Here is a 354-nt window from a genome sequence, read left to right as displayed (position 1 = left end):
ATGGGAATAAAGCAATTAGCTGCTCGAATGGTTGGGGTTGATATTTTTGATTTAGATGCATGTAAAGTAAGTGGCATCATTGTAACGAATGTCCCTATTTATTCACCACGGGCAATCGCAGAAATGGGCGTCACACAGGCGATGTACTTGTTACGACGGATTGGTGAATTCGAACAACGCATGAGCCATGGCGACTTTCGGTGGAGCGATGACTTGATCAGTAATGAAATTTACAATTTAACCGTGGGAATTGTTGGCCTTGGTAATATTGGTGGGGCCACTGCTCAGATTTATAAAGCATTAGGCGCAAAAGTTCTTGCGTATGACCCATCGTATAATGTCGAATATGAACCA

1 protein-coding gene is annotated in these 354 nt (G+C 42.7%); it reads left to right on the top strand.

The genetic code is table 11. The annotated features are described in order from the left end of the window. On the top strand, window positions 1–354 hold a 354-nt coding region (locus tag CP352_RS10910; protein WP_304441131.1), incomplete at both ends, for an NAD(P)-dependent oxidoreductase.

This window comes from Lactobacillus sp. UMNPBX1 (assembly GCF_002554085.1).
Classification (GTDB): Bacteria; Bacillota; Bacilli; order Lactobacillales; family Lactobacillaceae; genus Lactobacillus; species Lactobacillus crispatus.
Note: the sequence above shows the minus strand (reverse complement) of the source record. Positions and strands in the feature narration are given on the sequence as shown.